Raw genomic sequence first — 17,475 nt, forward strand, 5'->3', positions numbered from 1 at the left:
TCTGCATATAAAAGAAAAAGCCAGCCCTTCCAACTAATCTACGGACAATGGACGGATTTTACATGTTGAATATTCACATACATTTTTGCATCACGTGCTTTTGATATTTCAATATGACCTTCATCAATTTTCGCCATTTTTCCAATTTTATTGGACTCCTCACCTAAATCGAACACCATAATTTTCCCTGTCATTTTAATAAGCTGTTCTTCAAACGTTCTAGCTAACGTAATATTTAACGGATTTACGGGGAGTTCATTTTTATTGAGGGCATACGGTACTTGGTTTTCTTTATACGGAATTAACCATTTTAAATGCTTTAAAGATATATATACCGTTTTATAAACCGGACTATAAAAAACAATATAATCGTTCATCACACTTGTAACATAACCATGTATTGGAGCATTTCCTGCTACATAAACTTCTGTAAAAATACCTTTAGAAGTACTTAATACTTTTCTCAAAGAAATTGAAGGGGATTCCCTCTTAATTACAGAATCAACATCTGGTTTTGATATTTCTTCGTCATATGGTCTTAAAAATTTATAGTATTGTACATGATATAAAGATATATATACGTAATCTTGTCCATTGTAAAGAACGACGATATCATTTCCTACATCAATTAATACACCTTTAAATCTTTTTTCACCGATTAATTTAACATATATATTTTCTCCAATACTTTTATTCAACTCATTCATCTATATCCTCCTTCCTATGAATATCAGCTTTCCTATCTTCCGTTTCAAAAAAAATAATCAGGGCAATGTTTTGTCTTAATAGTAAGTAATTCCTTTTCATACTATCGAAATAAGAAATTGTTCTTCTCTTTCCCTCATAATGCCCCTCTTATTTATTAAACATTATTCATCTTCATTCTTTTTACATTTCACTACTTGACTCACACTCTTAATATGATAATTAATGATATAAATGACTTCATCGCAGTTTACTAGTGTAATACATTCTTCATGCACTTCACTTAATAATCCTTCCACACATTCTGGACCGCCACGATTAATCTTTACCCACTTATACTTCAAGTCACGTAATACATCGACAAAAGTATCATCATCAGAGCAGAAACATGAAACATAGGAATCGCCACATTTACTTTCTTTCACTTTCTTAGCTAGACTCTTCACATGTTTCAATTGGTAATATACTAATTCACCAAGAGGAAGTTGTAATGTAAGGTAATCTCTCCCTAACGATACAAGTACCCCCACTCGACTCTCTGGTCCACGAAGATTTACTTTTACAGTCTCACCGACTAAGCATTTAATTTGCTCACAGCATAATATACTTTCCAAATTTGTATCCTCCTTTCTTATTATCTTCCTCTACTTGACTGTCTTTGTGCGCGAGCTCGACCTGAATTATCGCTACTACTTTCCTTACTATTACTATCTTCGCTCTCATCGCTCTCTCCGCATGCTAATGCATTATAGTTAACACTTTTAATATGCTTTATTGCAATTAATATAACTTCTTCTTTTACAATTAATGTAACGAAGTCACAAGAAACATCTTGTAAAATGCCTTCCACTTTCTCTGGACCACCGCGATTAATTTTCACCCAGCAATATTTGAAGCTTAGAAGTAGTGCTTCAAAGTCGTCTGCACATTCGCAATCTTCCCAATCACAATCACTTGATCCACAGTCTTTTGTATTTTTCGTAATACTTTTCAGATGGCTAAGTTGATAGTAATAAAGCTCACCTTTTTCATTCTTCAATACGAAGTAGTCCGGACATACTGATATTATTGTTCCTTTTTGAGATTCTGGACCACCCCTGTTTACTCTCACAAAAGATCCAATTAAGTCTTTCAGAAAATCACAATGAAATAAACTCACGAGAAAACCCCTTCCATTAATTTATAAGCTTTTGCACTGATAGTATATGTATCTGTACAGGTTACGTTCTCTATGTTTGTCCTAGCTAGAAAAAAATATGCTTTTAACATGGTAGACTACTACCTATCAAAAATATAAGAAATTCTGCGTGCCCATTAGGATTTTGATACATTTAAACAAAAATCCCGTATGAAGATACATTTCTGCATATCTTCATACGGGATTTCCCAAAGTTTAGTCTTCGTCTTTAACATCCATATCTTCTGGAATTGGTTCATTTAATATTTCTTCCACTAACTGCTTATATTTCTCCATTTGTTCTAAATGTGTATTGAATTGTTCTTGATTTACTAAATATTGCTCTCCATCGAATAGCGCACGAATTTTCTTTTGCTGAATTAACTCTTCAATATACGATTTCGGTAAATTCAAATACTCCGCAGTCTCTTCTACTGTTATATACAATGCGTTCATTCCTTTATTATTTTTTCATCTATACTGTATCTTACTTTACTTTATTTTTGTAAACAAATAAAAAAGATTTTGTAAATGCAGTTCAAAAAGCAGGTAGATGCATTCCATATATTGTATAGTATTATATAGTAAGAATTTTTTAAATATAGAATGGTATTACCCATTTACACAAAGGAGAGTTAACATATGGCTACTCGTCACATCATTACAATGTTAGAAAAAACACTACAAGTTGAAACAGAAAACACAATTTCTCATTTGAATGTATCTTTATCTGATCGTTTTCTTTCTCAAAGCACAGCAATACATGAAAACAATTGTTATCATACAATTGGTGAATGGTACAAAAATCATTTCTTATTCCAACAAGATGATTTCCTTTGGGCTAAATATGCTTTCTATGACGCATATTGTGAAGCCATCAAAAAACAAGGCCATCTTACAAAACGCGTCCGTCAAATATTAGAATCATTGGCTCGAAAACATGGAAAACAATATATTGCTTCTATACTAAATATGCCATTTCCTAATGAACGCGCTAAAGGGACAGCGTAATTTAGCCATGTTCTGCGTAAGCAAAACATAGCTAAATTGTTTTCTAGGATGCTTTACCAATAAAATGTTCATATCATATGAACTGATGAAACCGGTGTCATTATAATGATTGAAAATATAGTAAACAGGAAAAACCCCACGTACATCTCTCATCCATTTGAATAGAGAAGTATGTGGGGGTATACTTGTTCCTTATTATTTCATCATCTGTTTAATCAGTTCTCGATTTCTCTTCTTAAATACTTCATTATGAGAAGAAACCATTCCGTACTCACTTGCATCTGGTTGGATAAATTGCTTTGCTTTATTCACAGCATTTCCAGCATCTTGGAATGCACCTGCAATTAAGTGTAGTTTCCCTTCGTGCTTTAAAATATCTCCAGCAGCATATAATCCATCTACTGAAGACTCACTATTTGCATTACCTGCAATATAATAATTATCTATAATCGCAACGTCTAACTCACTATTTTCTAATAATGTAATGTCACGTTCATATCCATGATTAATAATAACTTCATCAATAGGTAAATGAGAAACCTCACCTGTTTCATGATTTGTCAATTCTACATATTCGATCGCTTCATGATTATCACCAGCAATGAGTTTTGTAATCGATGTATTAAAGAAACACTCCGCCGAGCTGTTCAGCAGTTGTTTTACTTGTGCTTCATGACCAGATAATTCTTCTTTTCTATATGTTACATACACTTTTTTCGCAATTGGTTCTAATTCATTTGCCCAATCAACCGCAGAATTTCCTCCGCCGGAAATAATGACCGTCTTACCTTTGAAACGCTTTAAAGATTTCACTGTATAATTTAAATTAGATACTTCAAATCGCTCAGCACCTTCAATTGATAACTTTTGAGGTTTCAATATACCACTTCCAGTTGCGACGATAACTGTTTTTGAAAAATGTTCTTCGCCATTGCTTGCTTTTAACGTAAAAGTGCCATCTTCGTTACGAATAATCGATTCTACTTTTGTATTTAATACCACTTCTGGCTTAAATGTTAGCCCTTGCTGTACAAGTTGTTCAATTAATTTATCACCTGTAACTGGCAGCAGCCCTCCTACATCCCAAATCATCTTCTCTGGATAAACATGTATTTTTCCACCTAACTGTGGTTGAAATTCTATTATTTTCGTTTTCATCTCTCTGAGTCCACTATAAAAAGCTGAATAAAGCCCTGCAGGTCCTCCGCCTATCACAGTTACATCAAACAATTCTTCTTGATTCATTCGTGTCACTCCTCAGCTACTAGTCATTGATTATCATTCTCAATAAAATATAACCTGTTTCCGCAAAATTTACAATCAAAATTACTATTGACAATACACCTATATAAAATTATATTATTTAAAGAATCAATAGTGATAATCATTATCAATTTGTTAATAATTAGCAAATTGAGATTACATCTTCTTTCATTAATATGGTTAATACTATATTATAAAATCTCATATTCAAGATTTTTAATAAATTATTTTGCATTACCACTACTCTTTCAAAAAGATTACAGTTAAACAAATTATTGTATACACATATCATCTATGTTAAAGGAGAAAGACGATGAAAAAGTTATTTATTTCACTAACAGTTCTTTTCGTTCTTGTTATGAGTGCTTGTAGCAATGGCTCTACAGACAAAAAGAACGATGCAAAAGGTAGTAAATCAGAAACAATTACATACCAATCTGAAAATGGTAAAGTAGAAGTTCCTGCAAATCCAAAACGCGTTGTTGTATTATCATCATTCGCTGGTAACGTAATGTCATTAGATGTAAATCTTGTTGGGGTAGATTCATGGTCTAAACAAAACCCACGTTTTGATAGCAAACTTAAAGATGTTGCTGAAGTATCAGATGAAAATGTTGAAAAAATCGCTGAACTAAATCCAGATTTAATCATCGGTTTATCAAATATTAAAAATGTCGATAAGTTAAAGAAAATCGCTCCTACTGTAACATACACTTACGGAAAAGTTGATTACTTAACACAGCATTTAGAAATTGGTAAGTTATTAAACAAAGAAAAAGAAGCAAAAACTTGGGTTGATGACTTCAAGAAACGTGCACAAGAAGCTGGTAAAGAAATTAAAGCAAAAATCGGTGAAGATGCAACAGTTTCTGTTGTAGAAAACTTCAACAAACAGCTTTATGTATACGGCGAGAACTGGGGCCGCGGAACAGAAATCCTGTACCAAGAAATGAAATTAAAAATGCCTGAAAAAGTAAAAGAAAAAGCATTAAAAGAAGGTTACTACGCATTATCTACTGAGGTATTACCGGAATTTGCTGGTGATTACTTAATCGTAAGTAAAAATAAAGAGACTGATAACTCATTCCAAGAGACAGAATCATATAAAAACATCCCAGCAGTAAAAAATAATCGCGTATATGAAGCAAACATGATGGAATTCTATTTCAATGATCCACTTACATTAGATTTCCAACTAGACTTCTTCAAGAAGAACTTTCTTGGTAAATAATACAAACATGAGGAATTCTTAATTTAAGAATTCCTCTTCCTTTATTCTATGAACAGAAAAGATGTGAAACGAATGACAAAAGATCATGAAAATCCACGTTCTATAGCTTTTACATACAAACTAATTTTAAGCTTAATTGCATTCTTTCTTATTTTTATGGTTGCAATGGTATTAGGTGCTGCAGATACTTCGATAAAAGATGTATGGTTAGCACTCACTTCCTCCGCTAAAGGAGACAAAATATCTATTATTCGAGAAATACGTTTACCACGTGAAGTTGCTGCTATTTTTGTAGGAGCTGGATTAGCCGTTTCTGGAGCAATTATGCAAGGATTAACACGAAATCCACTTGCAGATCCTGGTTTATTAGGGCTATCTGGTGGAGCAAATGCTGCGCTTGCACTGACACTTGCTTTCAATCCTTCCATCAGCTATCTTTACTTAACATTAGCTTGCTTTATCGGTGCGGCAATTGGCGCAATCATGGTATTTGGAATTGGTATGGTGAAAAAAGGCGGCCTTTCTCCTCTTCGAATTGTATTAGCGGGCGCTGCAGTTTCCGCATTTCTACTCGCAATTTCAGAAGGAATCGGCATTTATTTTAAAATTTCACAAGATGTATCACTTTGGACTGCTGGGGGCGTAATTGGAACAACTTGGAGCCAATTAAAAATTATTATTCCAGTCATTTCAATTAGTATCTTTATCGCTATCTTACTAGCAAAAAAATTAACAGTTCTTAGTTTCAGTGAGGAAGTGGCTATTGGACTTGGTCAAAAAATTATTGTTATTAAAACTATTTTATTTATCATTATTATCTTACTTGCAGGTGCATCTGTAGCGCTTGTTGGAAATATGGCATTTATCGGTTTAATGGTACCTCACATGGTACGCCCAATTGTCGGTCCAGATTACCGATTTGTTATACCGATGTCAGCAATTGCTGGAGCTTCCTTTATGCTACTTGCAGATACAATCGGACGTACTATTAACGCTCCGTACGAAACACCAGTTGCGGCAATTGTCGCGATTGTAGGGTTACCATTCTTCCTATTCATTGTACGTAAAGGAGGAAAAACATTCTCATGATGCAATCTATTCTAAGAAAACAACGTCTTATTATACTCGCTTTACTAATACTGACCATCACCACCATTGTAGTTGGAATGGGACTTGGTTCAGCATCTTTATCTTATGATCGACTACTCCCAACATTAATGGGACAAGGGACTTTTAAAGAGGAGTTTGTTTTATACTCTTTAAGACTACCTAGAATTGTGATTACATTATTAGCTGGTATGGCTCTCGCTTTATCAGGGGCTATATTCCAAGGAATTACTCGAAATGATTTAGCTGAACCTGGTATTCTCGGGATCAACTCTGGGGCCGGTGTTGCTGTTGCTATTTTCTTTTTATACTTTCCAATAGATGTAGGTTCATTTCTTTACTTACTACCAGTCGTTGGATTTATCGGGGCTTTTCTGACAGCTGTTCTAATTTACGTATTTTCATATAGTAAATCAACTGGGCTTCAGCCAATCCGACTAACATTAACCGGTATTGGTTTTTCATTTGCACTATCTGGAATGATGATTGTCCTTATTTCATCCGCTGATCGTATGAAAGTGGACTTTATCGCCAAGTGGATTGCCGGAAACATTTGGGGAGATGACTGGGTCTTCGTTTTAGCAATGCTCCCATGGTTAATCGTATTAATTCCGTTCGTTTTCTATAAAGCAAATCGATTAAACATTCTAGCATTAAACGAGCCAGTCGCAATCGGTGTTGGAATTGAAATTGAAAAAGAACGCAGATACTTATTAGTTGCAGCCGTTGCGCTTGCAGCTGCAGCTGTTTCCGTAACAGGAGGAATTAGCTTTATCGGACTAATGGCTCCTCATATCGCGAAATCTTTAGTAGGTCCAAGACATCAAATTTTCATGCCTATTGCCGTTTTAATCGGCGGATGGCTATTGCTATTAGCAGATACAATTGGCCGAAACATCGTTGAACCTAACGGCATCCCAGCAGGTATTGTCGTTGCTTTAATTGGGGCTCCTTACTTTATGTATTTGTTGCTTAAGAAAGCGTAAAAAACACCCTCAAGATCTTTTCTTGAGGGTGTTTTTGTTTCATTCTACTGCTGCCCATACCCTTCAAACTTCTTCGCCAAATTCTCCATCTCATCTTCTGGCAAAAGCTTCGGTTCTCCGACGCTTTTCGTTTGATAATAAATTTGAGCACAAAACTCAATCTCTTCTGCAACAGTAAACGCCATTTTTATATTATTTGCACCAGCAATTAAACCGTGATTTGCAAGTAGCACAGCACGACGATCAATCATGCCTTCAAAAGCAGCATCCGCTAATTGCTTCGTACCAAATGTTTCATACGGTGCACAGCGAACATTCGGGCCTGCGAAAGCAATTAAATATGAAACAGCAGGAAGCTCCCATCCTAATGACGCAATCGTCTTTGCGTAAGGAGAATGTGTATGCACAAGCGCATTTATATCTTCACGATTTCTATAATAAATAAGATGCATATCTAGTTCGCTTGATGGCTTTCTCTCTCCCTCTACCACTTCACCATCTAAGTTTAATATAACTACATCTTCAGGTTTTGTTTCATAATACTCTAAACCACTTGGACTAATCGCAACAAGACCTTGTTCGCGATTGAAAATACTAATATTACCCCCAGTCCCCTTTGTTAAACCACTAGAGATCATTTTCTTTCCATACGCTACAATTTCTTCTCTTTCTTTTTGTAATAACATATACATCCCCCTAAGTATGAAGCTTATGATGACTGACTTTTATATTTATCTATTTATTGAAATAGCTTTTTTAAATTCTCCGTAAACGGTGCCTTTACAATCCCTTTTTCTGTAATAATCGCTGTTACATTTTCATATGGAGTAACATCAAATGCTGGATTATATACTTTACTTTCTTTCGGAGCTGAATATTGTCCGAAACGATTAATCACTTCAGAAGCATCCCTTTCTTCAATCGGAATTTCTTTTCCTGTCGGTGTTTTTAAGTCGATTGTTGGTGTTGGCGCTGCTACATAAAACGGAATGTTGTAGTATTTAGCTAAAATAGATACGCCTAATGTGCCAATTTTATTTGCTACATCACCGTTTGCTGCCACGCGGTCACATCCAACGATTACAGCATCGATTTTTCCTTGTGACATGACCATAGCTGCCATATTATCCGTAATGACAGTAACATCAATTCCCGCTCGCTGTAGTTCTAATGCTGTTAACGTTGAACCTTGTAACCTAGGACGAGTTTCATCTGAATAGATTTTTAAGTCCCATCCTTTTTCTTTCGCTAAGTACATTGGTGCTGTCGCAGTACCATACTTAGTCGTCGCTAACGCACCAGCATTGCAATGTGTTAATACTCCCATTTCATCATGGAATAATGTTAATGCATGCTCTCCAATTTGACGATTAATTTCTTCATCTTCTCTATGAATCTCTTTTGCCTCTTCTAGTAATCTGTCTTTCAACTGGACGATTGATAAGTGCGCGTTCTCTGTCGCTACCGCTTCCATTCTTTCAAGTGCCCAGAATAAGTTTACTGCTGTTGGCCTTGATGTTGCCAAATATGCACATACCTTTTTGACTTCCTCTATAAAGTCTTCCATCTTACTTTGAATAACTTCCTTTGTTCCTAAATACACACCGTACGCTGCCGAAACACCAATTGCTGGTGCTCCTCGTACTTTCATTACTTGAATGGCATCCCACACACTTTCAGCTGTCTTGAAAGATTCATAGACAACCTCATTCGGTAATAATGTTTGATCTAATAAAACTAAAGCATCATCTTTCCACTGAATGGGTATTAATTGCTCTTCCATCATATTCTCCCCTTACTTCGCGTAGTGCATTGACTGTTCTTTTAACGTTTCTACAAAACGTGCACCCGTTCTATATTGATTCGCTCGTAAAATAAAACTCTTCGCTACTTGAAGACAAATTCGCTCCGCTCTAGCACGTGCTTCCTCATTCTCAATACAAGTAATATCTTTTACTTTCGCTAATCCAACAATACGGCGAATTAATTCCAGACCTGTCACTGCAGCCGTATCCTCTAATACAGATTGTAAATATACTTCGCTAAAGCCTTCTTCCTTCGCCATAATCTCGGTCACATGAATATCCCAAGCATCTAAAAACTTCTTCTTAAATAAATCAATTACCTCTACCATCGTAGTTTGTAACCAATCCATATACGTATCTTTCTCCGCTCCAGGTGGCATCGTTGCATCTGCATTCACCCAAGCAAACATTAAATTCGCCATTACATTCCCAACGTCATATCCCATAGGTCCATAAAAAGCAAACTCAGGATCAATAACCTTTGTAGAATCATCTCTTACAAAAACAGAACCAGTATGTAAATCACCATGAAGTAATGCCTGTGCATTCGTCATAAAAGAAAATTTACGTTTCGCTACTTCCATACGAAGCTCTTTATCACTATAAATATGTTCCCTAATCCATCCCTCATTTAACGGAAATAACTCATTACGCTTATTATGATTGGTAAATGGTTCTGAATATACGAGGTCCTCTGTAATCTCACATAATTCAGGATTTATATAATTCTTCACAAGTTCCTTCTTCTCTTTATGATTCATTACAACATCCGATGTTAATAAAAGTGTATTTACCATAAAAGTAGTTAAATCATCCGCAAGCCTCGGAAATATTTGATGATTTATAAGTGCTGTACGTAATATTGTGTGATCCGATAAATCTTCCATTACGCAACAATTCATCACACTATCAAATAAATACACCTTAGGAACAAGTCCGGGTGCTAACTCATCCTCTAACTGCAAAACATCTGATTCTATACGAATACGGTTTGTCGACAACTTAAACTCATCTGAAATGCGAGCTGTATCCCCAGCTTGCTTTACGATGACTGACATGTTCTCTTTTTCATCCCAAACGCGGAACACATAATTTAAATTGCCATCACCTATTTCTTTACACTGTAACTCCTTTGCATGTTCAAACTTAGACAATTTCTCTTTCACATATGCAATCACATCTTTAGCTTCCATTAAAAAATACTTCGTGAACTTAGACATGGTTTCCCCTCCACACTAATTGTAAGCGTTTTCTAAAAGCTATAAAAAATAATAGGTTGAATTTTTTCATCCTATAAATATGTATTCTTCTTTTTGAAAGATATATCTAGGTTTTATTATATCTTGTTAGCACTTTGAGTCAATGTTTCTAACTATCATCTTAATATACTTCCTAATTATATATTTGAGATGACAAAAATTGTTCAAAAAATTTCCGATTCATTTTATTTTATTTATCACAAAATTCTTTGTAAAATAGAAGTAAGCAGTTCCTTTTCAAAACCACAACTTCTAAGAAATATTTCCTTCCTAAAAAATTAAACTTACACACTATCTCTAACATACACACTAAACTTTTCAAACACTCATCTAAAATTTATAGACTTAAAATTACCTTTCTATTCCCTGATAGCCTTAATTGAGAATAAATATTAATTAAATTGGAATAAAGTTGGTTTATTCGCTTGACAAAATAACCAATTCTATATGATAATTAATATCGAATTAGAATTATTATAGTTAATTAAAAAATATATTTTATGAGCACACTATTTTTTGATGCTCAAACCAACATTTAGGAGGAATTTTAACATGTTATTAATCGGCACAGAAGTAAAACCGTTTAAAGCTAATGCTTACCATAATGGAGAATTTATCCAAGTTACTGACGAAAGTTTAAAAGGAAAATGGAGTGTAGTTTGTTTCTACCCAGCTGACTTCACATTCGTTTGCCCAACTGAACTTGAAGACTTACAAAACCAATATGCAACTCTAAAAGACTTAGGCGTTGAAGTATACTCTGTATCTACAGACACTCACTTCACTCACAAAGCATGGCATGATAGCTCAGAAACTATCGGCAAAATCGAGTACATCATGATCGGTGACCCAACTCGCACAATCACTACAAACTTCAACGTTTTAATGGAAGAAGAAGGTCTTGCTGCTCGTGGTACATTCATCATCGATCCAGACGGCGTTATCCAATCTATGGAAATCAATGCTGACGGTATCGGCCGTGACGCAAGCATTCTTGTTAACAAAATTAAAGCTGCTCAATACGTACGTAACAACCCAGGTGAAGTTTGCCCAGCTAAATGGCAAGAGGGTTCTGCAACACTTAAACCAAGCCTTGACCTTGTAGGCAAAATCTAAGGAGTTCGATCAAAATGATACTAGATGCAGATATAAAAACACAACTATCCCAATACCTTCAGTTAATGGAGAACGATATTTTACTTAAAGTAAGCGCAGGAGACGATAACGTATCTAAAGATATGTTAGCTCTAGTAGACGAATTAGCTACTATGTCATCTAAGATTACAGTAGAAAAAGTTGAATTAGAGAGAACACCAAGCTTTAGCGTAAACCGCCCTGGTGAAGACACTGGTGTCGTATTCGCTGGTATTCCATTAGGACACGAATTTACATCATTAGTGTTAGCTTTACTACAAGTAAGTGGACGCGCTCCAAAAGTTGAACAAAAATTAATCGATCAAATTAAAAACATTCAAGGCGAATATCATTTTGAATCTTATATCAGCCTAAGTTGTCATAACTGTCCTGATGTTGTACAAGCTCTTAACGTAATGAGCGTTCTTAACTCTAGTATTACACATACTATGATTGATGGCGCTGCATTCAAAGAGGAAGTAGAAAGCAAAGACATCATGGCAGTACCAACTGTTTACCTAAACGGCGAATCTTTCGGAAGCGGTCGTATGACACTTGAAGAAATTTTAGCTAAAATGGGTAACGGTCCAGATGCATCAGAGCTTTCTGATAAAGATCCATACGATGTTCTTGTTGTTGGTGGCGGCCCTGCTGGTGCAAGTGCAGCAATTTACGCAGCACGTAAAGGCATCCGCACTGGTATCGTTGCTGAGCGCTTCGGTGGTCAAGTAATGGATACTATGGGCATTGAGAACTTCATCAGCGTAAAAAAGACTGAAGGTCCTAAGCTAGTAGCAAGTCTTGAAGAGCACGTAAAAGAATACGATATCGATGTAATGAATCTACAACGTGCGAAACGTTTAGAGAAAAAAGAACTTATTGAAGTGGAACTTGAAAACGGCGCTATTCTGAAAAGTAAGAGCGTAATCGTTTCAACAGGTGCTCGCTGGCGTAACGTTGGCGTACCGGGTGAAGCTGAGTTCAAAAATAAAGGTGTAGCATACTGCCCACACTGTGACGGTCCATTATTCACTGGAAAAGACGTAGCAGTTATCGGCGGAGGTAACTCTGGTATTGAAGCAGCTATCGACTTAGCAGGTATTGTTAAGCACGTAACTGTTCTTGAATTCATGCCAGAATTAAAAGCTGATGCTGTATTACAAGAGCGTCTTAACAGCTTACCAAACGTAACTGTTCTGAAAAACGTTCAAACGAAAGAAATTACTGGTACTGATAAAGTAAACGGTATTTCTTACATCGATCGTGAAACTGAAGAAGTTCATCACGTTGAATTACAAGGTGTATTCGTACAAATCGGTCTTGTGCCAAACACAGACTGGTTAGGCGAAACAGTTGAACGCGCTCGCGGTGAAATCGTAACAGACAAGCACGGCGCTACAAACGTACCAGGAGTGTTTGCTGCAGGTGACTGTACAAATAATCCGTACAAACAAATCATCATCTCTATGGGTTCAGGTGCAAACGCAGCTTTAGGTGCATTTGATTACTTAATCCGTAACTAATAAAAAAGACGCGCTACCAATAGGTAGCGCGTCTTTTTTATTACATTGTATCCAAATGTTCGTCAAATTCCTTCCAGCATATTAAATCATATGGTGGTTCTATATCTAATACTACATTTACATCTTCTGCTACTACTTGTATTCTTTTTTCTGGGTTATCTCTTTTTCCTGAAGGATAAATAGCAAGCTTAATTATTTCCTGCTTTCCATCTTCATAAATTCTTTTCTTTAAGTCTAATTGGTCAATTTGTTCTTTTGAAGGAATCTCTTTCCCTTCCCAATCACATATTTCAAATAGAGGATATCGATCCCCATACCATTCTTCAATAATCTCGATGACTTTCAGAATAATATACTTCCCCGACACTAATTCATAACTAACAGCATCACCTGCTTTTAAAGAAGTATTTGCTATAAATCTCTTCGGTATTTTTTTAGCTTGTGGCTGCGGAGAATGTAACTGTTCTCTAAGTTTATTTAACACTACTTCACGTTTTCTCTGTAATGTAGGTTCTTCTTCCCATCGTGCTAAATCTGCGCCGCTCTCTATTATTTGCAATGCCTCATGTTTAACATTGTCTTGAAGCCTTCCTAACTTCCATTGTATATAAGCAAATGCTAACCAAAAAACAAGTATCTCTTCATCATCTAGTTCAGTCTGGTATTCATCAATTACAACCCTACTTGCTTCTTCATTTGAATATTCATTTCCTAATAAGTCCTTATAAATTAACTGAATATCTTTAGCAATATCATCTGATAATATCGCTACTCCCCAAGCCCCCATACATTAGCACTCCAATCTATAAACTAAAAACCTCTCATTCCCATTCTTCTCATAAGCACCTGGCAATCTAACTTCTTTCTTCAGCTCAAACGCAGTCTGATTTTCTAAGAAGAAAATATAGTCCTCAGAAGGATAATATAAAATAATATCCACTTCTCTCCCCGTTTCTTCTACCGAAAGCAAAATGTTATTTACTACATTCATAAACACTTGTACAGAAAATGGATTAAAAAAATAAAACCTATTATCATGCGGATCAATTTCATATTCCTGCGCTAAACAACATTCAAAATCAATTTTATCTTTACCGTTTCTTACCTTTCTTGCATAACGATCTCGATTATCCATCGCTTCTTTATAAAACTCTTCATTCATTTCAATTCCAACTGCTGATGCACCACATTTATGATGCATATAAAAGTTTAATCTTCCTTTTCCGCACCCAAAGTCTACAATTCGGTCGCTACTTCGTATTTCATATTGATTCAGTAACTCATCTAATCCGCTATAGGGCGTCGGTTCATAGCGGTGATAATGCATAGACTTGTTAAACCCCTTTTGCTCACCGACTGTTTTTATATGTAAAACTGCATCGTAATATTGTTCGTTCATTCGTTTTCTCCTATTAAAAAATGGTACTTATTATTATACACCATGTACTGGAGATTCATTTTTAATCAAATTAATAGGTACGTGAAATTATATTAACGATTTTCTTAATATATCTATCGTAACTTCAAATATATCAACGATTTTTCAAATATATCGATTTACCGACAATCCACGACAAAAAAACAGGAGCTCTCTAGCCCCTGTCTTCTAACACTTTCAATACAGTTTGTTTCAATATTTCTACTCCATCCATAATACAACTATGATCAAACCTCATATACGGATGGTGTAATCCAGGTTGTAGGTCTGCTCCTAGTCCAAGCATGACAGCTTTTAAATGTGGTCTTTTCACTGTGTAATAATGGAAATCATCGCTTCCTGTCGTATAGAGAGGTCCCGTACATCTCTCTTCCCCATACACTTCGATAATACCTTTACGCATAAAGCGCTCTGCTTCTTCGGAAACCTCTGCTCCTGGTGCAAGATCCATCCATTCATATGAAGTTTTCGACCCCATCGATGCAGCTGATTCTATTACATGCTCAATCTTTTCCTTTAATTCTTCTAATAGTATATTACTCTCTGCTCTTACATCTAAACTGAAATGACCATTTCCCGGAATGATATTTAAATTATCGCCACCAGCTTGGCATCTCGTCATTTTTACTGAATAGGAACTTTGCGGTGGCAACCAAATATTTTTCAAACCGATATTAATCATGGAAATGACATCAATTGCATTCACACCTTGGTGTGGTCTCGCCCCGTGTGCATCCTCCCCATGAATCATCCCCTCTAAAAATCCAGCTGCTCCATGGCGAATAGATGAGGCTCCTTGTTTCAAAGATAGTTCTTCAATCGGTCTTAGATGGACACCAAATAAGAAATCAGCATCATCTACAGCACCTTTCTCCACCATCTTCAAAGCACCATTACCCTTCTCTTCTGCCGGCTGAAAAATAAACCTAACCGTACCACTTTTCCATCTCATATTTTTCAATTGTAAAATAACTCCCATTACAATGGTCATATGAGCATCATGACCACATGAATGGTTCGCTTTAAATTCTCCATCTACTTCTTGCCAAAGTGCATCCATATCAGCACGAATCGCAATAACTGGATTCCCGCCTCCAATCTCAGCAATTACACCTGGACAATCATCAAATGTTCTATATGAAATTCCTTCTTCTTTTAAAAAGTCAGTAATATACGCTGTCGTTTCATATTCTTTCCAACTTACTTCAGGGTTTTCGTGTAAATGCTGAAAAATCTCCGTTAAGCGCTCTTGTAGTTCTAATGTTTTCAACGTTCCAGTCTCCTTCCCAAATTATAAACCATCAGGTTAATTATACTTATGAAAAACAGATGTTTTTATGAACATATTGAATTTTAAGAAAAAAGTCAATTATTTATTTTTAGATACTTCAAAAGCTTACTACGCATCTATATTACAAACTAAACAAACAACTATAACATTCATTATTTTCTGATTTTTATATTGACGCTTACATAAACTTTTAGTTATCATAACCTAATAAACGTCTATTTTACCGGACAAGTCTAAAAATATGAACTACAATAAGCAGTGGTCTGACCCCATTTGGTGAGACAAAGAAAAAACACCTAGATAACATGTTTCCTATAAGCTATAGGTGACATATAATCTAATTTTCTCTGAATCCGTTCATTATTATAGTAGTGGATGTATTCATCCACAGTTTGTATTATACTAGCATTATTCGATTGTTTTATATTTTGCGCATAGAATCCTTCGGATTTCAAATGAGAATGAAAGGATTCTATGAGGGCATTATCATGGCAGTTTCCTGTACGAGACATGCTTGTGATAATGCCTTTTTCTTTGGCATATGTTTGAAATTGTTTTGATGTATACACCTTTCCTTGATCCGAATGTAAAATCGTATCAATTACATTTCGCTTTCTTAAAGCCTCTTTTAGAGTATCTAATACAAGAGAAACATCCTGTGTCTCAGCTATTTTATAACTTACAATTTCATTGTTAAACCCATCTATAATAGATGAAAAATAAAGAGTCTTATTGCCGAACATCAAATACGTGATATCAGTGAACCATTTTTCATTAGGCTTGGTAGCTTTAAATCTCCGTTGTATTCTATTTTTAGCCACCACTGGTTCATGACCGAGCACAAATATCTTTTTCTTTTTTCTAACCCGAGATAATACATTGTATTTTCTCATGATACGTAATACTTTTTTATGATTCATTACGATGTTAAATTGATCACGTAGACAAGCTGTAACCCGACGATATCCATACCGATATTTATGATGTTGACATATTTCTATTACGTTTTTTTCTTCATGATTAGTTACTGTTTTCTCCTGCTTTTTCCAACGATAATAAGTAGCACGTGAAATATTAAATATAGAACACAGTTCTGCAATTGTAAAAATTGATTGCCATTCCTTTATCATTTTCATTATTTCTTCTTTTCCCCCCACCTCCTTAAGATTTCTTGGCACTTTTCCAGCAATATAATTTTTGCTTTTAAATAACGTATTTCTAATTCTTTTTGTTCAAGTTCTGTTAATCTTTTTAAGCCTTTTCCATGTGCAGATTGTCTTCCAATAGATTGTTCAAACCGATAGGTTTCGCCTTCACGATACCATTTCATCCAAGTTTTAATTTGAGCCACATGTCTAATTCCTAAGGCATCCATAATTTCTTTATTTTTGAATCCTTGGTGTTTCATTTCAACTACTTTCCACTTTATTTCGGCGGGATAATGCGCCTTTTTCCCCATACGAAAAACACCTCCATTAAAATCATAACTGATACTTACGATTTAGAGAGGTGTTTTTTATCGTCTCATTCTCAGGGTTCACTCCA

The 17,475-nt window shown here is 35.4% G+C and carries 18 protein-coding genes; 6 read left to right on the forward strand and 12 right to left on the reverse strand.

The genetic code is table 11. The features are described 5' to 3' along the window. Positions 1-38: 38 nt before the first annotated feature. From DN403_RS18585 to DN403_RS18600, 4 genes are all read right to left on the reverse strand, one after another. The gene (locus DN403_RS18585; protein ID WP_001004281.1) at positions 39-707 is read right to left on the reverse strand and encodes an LSm family protein; all 669 of its coding nucleotides are present in this window, start codon (positions 705-707) and stop codon (positions 39-41) included. Positions 708-869: 162 nt separating this feature from the next. After that, positions 870-1,319, reverse strand: coding sequence for a hypothetical protein (locus DN403_RS18590; protein WP_000443833.1), 450 nt, complete (start codon positions 1,317-1,319; stop codon positions 870-872). Between the two features lie 20 nt (positions 1,320-1,339). Next, positions 1,340-1,864 (reverse strand): spore coat protein, encoded by a 525-nt coding sequence (locus tag DN403_RS18595; protein WP_149185674.1) that lies wholly within the window; start codon positions 1,862-1,864, stop codon positions 1,340-1,342. Between the two features lie 234 nt (positions 1,865-2,098). After that, positions 2,099-2,338, reverse strand: coding sequence for a helix-turn-helix domain-containing protein (locus tag DN403_RS18600; RefSeq protein WP_179958937.1), 240 nt, complete (start codon positions 2,336-2,338; stop codon positions 2,099-2,101). 186 nt (positions 2,339-2,524) lie between these two features. Here DN403_RS18600 and DN403_RS18605 point away from each other — a divergent pair, with 186 nt between their 5' ends. Continuing rightward, positions 2,525-2,893 carry a hypothetical protein gene (locus DN403_RS18605; protein WP_000235474.1) on the forward strand — a complete coding sequence of 123 codons (369 nt, stop codon included), beginning with the start codon at positions 2,525-2,527 and terminating at the stop codon, positions 2,891-2,893. Between the two features lie 195 nt (positions 2,894-3,088). Here DN403_RS18605 and DN403_RS18615 read toward each other — a convergent pair whose 3' ends face one another. Then, positions 3,089-4,138: an NAD(P)/FAD-dependent oxidoreductase gene (locus DN403_RS18615; protein ID WP_001070938.1), complete on the reverse strand. Its 1,050-nt coding sequence runs from the start codon at positions 4,136-4,138 to the stop codon at positions 3,089-3,091. 331 nt (positions 4,139-4,469) lie between these two features. Between DN403_RS18615 and DN403_RS18625 the strand changes: the two genes are divergently transcribed. Genes DN403_RS18625 through DN403_RS18635 form a run of 3 tightly spaced genes read left to right on the forward strand, consistent with a single transcriptional unit; the run spans position 4,470 to position 7,480 of the window. After that, positions 4,470-5,387: an iron-hydroxamate ABC transporter substrate-binding protein gene (locus DN403_RS18625; protein WP_000732570.1), complete on the forward strand. Its 918-nt coding sequence runs from the start codon at positions 4,470-4,472 to the stop codon at positions 5,385-5,387. A 48-nt stretch (positions 5,388-5,435) separates the two neighbouring features. Next, on the forward strand, positions 5,436-6,476 hold the full coding sequence (locus DN403_RS18630) for a FecCD family ABC transporter permease (protein ID WP_002153558.1): 1,041 nt from the start codon (positions 5,436-5,438) through the stop codon (positions 6,474-6,476). Further along, positions 6,473-7,480, forward strand: a complete 1,008-nt coding sequence (locus DN403_RS18635; RefSeq protein WP_000983742.1) for a FecCD family ABC transporter permease — start codon at positions 6,473-6,475, stop codon at positions 7,478-7,480. Before DN403_RS18630 ends, DN403_RS18635 begins: the two co-directional genes overlap by 4 nt. A gap of 44 nt (positions 7,481-7,524) precedes the next feature. Here DN403_RS18635 and DN403_RS18640 read toward each other — a convergent pair whose 3' ends face one another. The 3 genes from DN403_RS18640 to mtnK are packed head-to-tail and all read right to left on the reverse strand — an operon-like array spanning position 7,525 to position 10,505. Next, complete coding sequence (locus DN403_RS18640; protein WP_000926560.1) at positions 7,525-8,166, reverse strand: L-fuculose-phosphate aldolase; 642 nt, start codon at positions 8,164-8,166, stop codon at positions 7,525-7,527. Between the two features lie 53 nt (positions 8,167-8,219). Then, the gene (gene mtnA / locus DN403_RS18645) at positions 8,220-9,263 is read right to left on the reverse strand and encodes an S-methyl-5-thioribose-1-phosphate isomerase (protein WP_000392488.1); all 1,044 of its coding nucleotides are present in this window, start codon (positions 9,261-9,263) and stop codon (positions 8,220-8,222) included. A gap of 12 nt (positions 9,264-9,275) precedes the next feature. Beyond that, positions 9,276-10,505 (reverse strand): S-methyl-5-thioribose kinase, encoded by a 1,230-nt coding sequence (gene mtnK, locus DN403_RS18650; protein WP_079245005.1) that lies wholly within the window; start codon positions 10,503-10,505, stop codon positions 9,276-9,278. Between the two features lie 591 nt (positions 10,506-11,096). On the opposite strand from mtnK, the gene ahpC reads away from it, so the two are divergent. Continuing rightward, complete coding sequence (ahpC, locus tag DN403_RS18655) at positions 11,097-11,660, forward strand: alkyl hydroperoxide reductase subunit C (RefSeq protein WP_000924420.1); 564 nt, start codon at positions 11,097-11,099, stop codon at positions 11,658-11,660. 14 nt (positions 11,661-11,674) lie between these two features. Then, a complete protein-coding gene (ahpF, locus tag DN403_RS18660; protein ID WP_000599506.1) occupies positions 11,675-13,201 on the forward strand; it encodes an alkyl hydroperoxide reductase subunit F in 1,527 nt (508 codons plus the stop codon). A 40-nt stretch (positions 13,202-13,241) separates the two neighbouring features. Here the strand turns inward: ahpF and DN403_RS18665 are convergent, their stop codons facing one another. The 4 genes from DN403_RS18665 to DN403_RS18680 all read right to left on the reverse strand — a co-directional run bounded on the left by DN403_RS18665 (position 13,242) and on the right by DN403_RS18680 (position 17,389). Then, positions 13,242-13,988 carry a hypothetical protein gene (locus DN403_RS18665; RefSeq protein WP_000501507.1) on the reverse strand — a complete coding sequence of 249 codons (747 nt, stop codon included), beginning with the start codon at positions 13,986-13,988 and terminating at the stop codon, positions 13,242-13,244. A gap of 3 nt (positions 13,989-13,991) precedes the next feature. Continuing rightward, positions 13,992-14,600 (reverse strand): SAM-dependent methyltransferase, encoded by a 609-nt coding sequence (locus tag DN403_RS18670; RefSeq protein WP_001005635.1) that lies wholly within the window; start codon positions 14,598-14,600, stop codon positions 13,992-13,994. 193 nt (positions 14,601-14,793) lie between these two features. Further along, a complete protein-coding gene (locus tag DN403_RS18675) occupies positions 14,794-15,909 on the reverse strand; it encodes a M20 peptidase aminoacylase family protein (RefSeq protein WP_000853510.1) in 1,116 nt (371 codons plus the stop codon). Between the two features lie 317 nt (positions 15,910-16,226). Continuing rightward, positions 16,227-17,389 (reverse strand): IS3 family transposase gene (locus tag DN403_RS18680; protein WP_149185677.1). Its coding sequence is split into 2 segments (ribosomal slippage): positions 16,227-17,122 and positions 17,122-17,389, totalling 1,164 coding nucleotides; the frame shifts between segments, so codons are not numbered across the junction. Positions 17,390-17,475 lie beyond the last annotated feature (86 nt).

The sequence above is a fragment of the Bacillus sp. AY2-1 genome (assembly GCF_008368965.1).
Classification (GTDB): Bacteria; Bacillota; Bacilli; order Bacillales; family Bacillaceae_G; genus Bacillus_A; species Bacillus_A thuringiensis_S.